Raw genomic sequence first — 3,603 nt, 5'->3', positions numbered from 1 at the left:
CTGCAACTATCTGCTCGGCGTCGACATCGAGATGGAGCCGGTGCCTGGCTACAAGGCCACCAGCTGGGAGAAGGGCTATGGCGACTTCGTGCTCAAGCCTGATCTCTCAACCTTGCGCCGCACACCTTGGCTTCCCGGCACGGCGCTGGTGCTCTGCGACGTGCTCGACCATCACAGCCACGAGGACGTGCCGCACTCGCCGCGTGCCATTCTCAAGAAGCAGCTGAAGCGCCTTTCGGCCATGAAGATGAAGGCCTACATGGCCTCTGAGCTGGAGTTCTTCCTGTTCGATGATTCCTACGAGGTGGCAAACCAGAAGGGGTATCGCAACCTCAAGACGTCGGGGTACTACATCGAGGACTACAACATCCTCCAGACCTCGAAGGAGGAAGTCTACATGCGCGCGCTGCGCAATGGCCTCGCTGGCGCAGGCATCCCGGTGGAGAATTCAAAGGGTGAATGGGGACCGGGGCAGGAGGAAATCAACGTCAAATACGCCGAAGCGCTCGATATGGCGGACCGCCATGCCATCATCAAGAACGGCGCCAAGGAAATCGCCTACAACGTGGGCAAGGCCGTGTGCTTCATGGCCAAGTGGGACTATGGCATGGCGGGCAATTCCTCCCATATTCATCAGTCGCTGTGGTCCGCCGATGGCAAGCCGCTGTTCCTCGACAAGAAGCAGGACCACGGCATGTCGGCGCTGATGCAGCATTATCTGGCAGGCCAGCTCGCCCATGCCGGCGAGATCACCTATTTCCTCGCGCCCTACATCAATTCCTACAAGCGCTTCATGGCCGGCACCTTCGCGCCCACCCGCGCGGTGTGGAGCTTCGACAACCGCACGGCGGGCTTCCGCATCTGCGGCGCTGAAAGCAAGGCAATCCGGGTGGAATGCCGGATCGGCGGGGCTGACCTCAATCCCTATCTCGCCTTTGCAGCCCTGATCGCTGCCGGGCTCGACGGCATCGAGAAGAAGATGAAGCTCGAACCGGTAGTCTCGGGTGATATCTATGATTCTTCGCGCCGCCTGCGCGAAATCCCCAAGACGTTGCGCGAGGCCACCGAGCTGCTCGATGGCTCGAAGTTCCTGCGCGGTGCGCTGGGCGATGATGTGGTCGATCACTATGTCCACACCGCCAGGTGGGAACAGTTCGAATTCGACCGCCGCATCACCGATCTCGAACTGAAGCGCGGTTTCGAGAGATACTGAACACGACGAACGCAGGAGAGACGCCATGGCCATTCCGAACCGCAACATCAATTATCCGACCGCCATCAAGTTCGGCGCCGGGCGCATCCGCGAGCTGGCGGACTTCTGCAAGGCCAACGGCATCAAGCGCCCGCTGCTGGTGACCGACAAGGGTCTGGCCGCCATGCCGATGACGGCGGAGATCCTCGCCAGCCTCAGGAAGGCGGGGCTCAAGGCGGCGCTCTTTTCTGACGTTCGCCCCAATCCGGTGGAGGAAAATGTGCTGGCCGGCTGCAAGGTGTTCACCGATGGCAAGCATGATGGCGTGGTGGCGCTGGGCGGCGGCTCCGGCCTGGATACGGGCAAGCTCATCGCGCTGATGCATGCGCAGAATCTTTCGGTCTTTGAGCTGGAGGACATCGGCGACTGGTGGACGAGGGCCGACGCCTCGCTCATCGCTCCCATCATCGCGGTGCCGACCACGGCGGGCACGGGCTCGGAGGTTGGCCGCGCCGGTGTCATCACCCATCCGATCACCCATGAGAAGAAGATCATCTTCCACCCGGCGATCATGCCAAGGGTGGCCATCCTGGACCCGGAACTCACCGTGGGCCTGCCCGCAAAGCTCACCGCCGCCACCGGCATGGACGCGCTGGCACATAATCTCGAGGCCTATTGCGCGCCCTTCTATCATCCCTGGTCGGCGGGCGTTGCGCTGGAGGGCATGCGGCTGGTGAAGGACAATCTTGCCAGGGCGGTGAAGAAGCCGAAGGACCTCGATGCGCGCGGCAACATGCTGGTGGCCTCGGCCATGGGGGCCACCGCCTTCCAGAGGGGCCTCGGCGCCATCCATGCGCTGGCCCATCCGTTCGGCGGGCTTTATGACGCGCATCATGGCCTGCTCAACGGCATCATCATGCCCTATGTGCTGAAGGCCAATCGCCGCAAGATCGAAAAGGACATCGAGCGCGCCGCCGCCTATCTTGGCATCAAGGGCGGGTTTGACGGCTTTCTCAAATGGATCCTGGCGCTGAGGAAGGAGATTGGCATTCCGCATGCGCTCAAGGACATCGGCATCGATACCAGACGTCTGGCCGAAGTGGCGGCCATGGCCGTCAGGGATCCCTCTGCCGGCGGCAATCCCATCCTGTTCACCGAGAAGCAGTACAAGGCACTGGCCGGAAAGTGCGTGACCGGCGATCTCTAGCCTGGCGCGGCTGAAAGAACCTCCATCGGCTGGCCGTTGAGCACGGTTCCGGTTACCGGCTTGACTCCTCTGGCCGTTTGTGGAACAAAACTAGAACAATCTGGATGTTATCCGTCATGCGTTGGAAGCCGGCACTGCAGGGTGCGCGGGGCAGGGAGACTTGCACCGCTGCCATCACACCTTTTCGTCCAAGCGAGGATCTGCCCGCGCTGCTCGACACGCTGCGCGCGCATATCGCGCGGCTGGAGAAGAGCGGGTCGCAATTCGAGGCGCACAAGGCCGGGGCTGCTCCCTGGCTCACCGGCCTTGCCGCGCTTGACCGGCACCTGCCGGTCCAGGGCCTGCAGCGGGCGGGCCTGCATGATGTGTCGCCTCTGGCCTCTGGCGACCAGCCGGCCACCATGGGCTTTGCTCTGGCTCTCGCGCTTCGCCGGCTCGCCGATCCGCAAGAGCGCCGGCCGCTGCTGTGGTGCCGGCTGGCCGCGCAGGAGCGTGAACATGGCCGGCTCTATGGCCACGGGCTTGAGCGGCTGGGCCTGTCGCGCCAGCGCTTCGTGATGGTGAGCCTGCGCAAATCCGCCAGCCTTCTGTGGACCATGGAAGAGGCGCTGAAATCCGGCGCCGTCGCCGCCGTGCTCGGCGATGCCGATACCGTGCAGGCCGATCTCACCGTCACCCGCCGCCTGTCGCTGGCTGCGGCGGCGGGAAAATCCGCCGCCATTCTCATCTTCACCCGGGCCGGCGCATCTGCCGCTGCCACTGCAAGCCACACGCGCTGGGTGGCGGCGGCCGCAACCTCCTGCAGCCCGCCTGATGATGCGCTGGCGGTGGGGCCGCCCTGCTGGCACATCGAACTCATCCGCGCGCGGGGCGGCCGCCCCGGCGCCTGGAGTCTGGAATGGCATCATGCGCAGTCTCGTTTCTCTCTGGTTTCCGGACTTTCCGGTGGAGCGCTTCATCCGGGCGCAGATCAAGGCGGGCCGCAAGCCGCCGCCCAGGGGCCTGCCCTTCGCACTGGTTGAGCGTGGCCGGGCCGGCCTCCGTCTTGCCGCCGTCAACGCCGCTGCCCGGCAGTTTGGGCTCACGCGTGGCATGCGGCTTGCCGATGCACGCGCCCAGCTGCCCGAACTCCTCACTGAAGCGCACGAGCCTGACGCCGACATGGCAAGCCTGCTCGGCCTGTGCCGCTGGATGGAGCGCTACA

3 protein-coding genes and 1 pseudogene are annotated in these 3,603 nt (G+C 64.3%); all 4 read left to right on the top strand.

Features of this window, described 5'->3' with window-relative positions; all coding sequences use genetic code 11:
• On the top strand, window positions 1-1,213 hold a 1,213-nt coding region (locus tag ACILRN_RS16215; RefSeq protein WP_395690001.1), incomplete at its 5' end, for a glutamine synthetase family protein.
• 25 nt (window positions 1,214-1,238) lie between these two features.
• Window positions 1,239-2,399, top strand: coding sequence for an iron-containing alcohol dehydrogenase (locus ACILRN_RS16210; RefSeq protein ID WP_395690000.1), 1,161 nt, complete (start codon window positions 1,239-1,241; stop codon window positions 2,397-2,399).
• A 116-nt stretch (window positions 2,400-2,515) separates the two neighbouring features.
• Window positions 2,516-3,421 carry an ImuA family protein gene (locus tag ACILRN_RS16205; protein WP_395689999.1) on the top strand — a complete coding sequence of 302 codons (906 nt, stop codon included), beginning with the start codon at window positions 2,516-2,518 and terminating at the stop codon, window positions 3,419-3,421.
• Window positions 3,345-3,603: pseudogene (locus tag ACILRN_RS16200) on the top strand (DNA polymerase Y family protein); the annotation flags it as partial. The gene ACILRN_RS16205 and the pseudogene ACILRN_RS16200, both read left to right, overlap by 77 nt.

The organism is Aestuariivirga sp. (assembly GCF_044238155.1).
Taxonomy (GTDB): domain Bacteria; phylum Pseudomonadota; class Alphaproteobacteria; order Rhizobiales; family Aestuariivirgaceae; genus Aestuariivirga.
Note: the sequence above shows the minus strand (reverse complement) of the source record. Positions and strands in the feature narration are given on the sequence as shown.

Bases quoted from the DNA above. Each gene is read 5' to 3' on its own strand.
- ACILRN_RS16205 (WP_395689999.1), top strand. From the start codon at position 2,516: ATGCGTTGGAAGCCGGCACTGCAGGGTGCGCGGGGCAGGGAGACTTGC.
- ACILRN_RS16210 (WP_395690000.1), top strand. From the start codon at position 1,239: ATGGCCATTCCGAACCGCAACATCAATTATCCGACCGCCATCAAGTTC.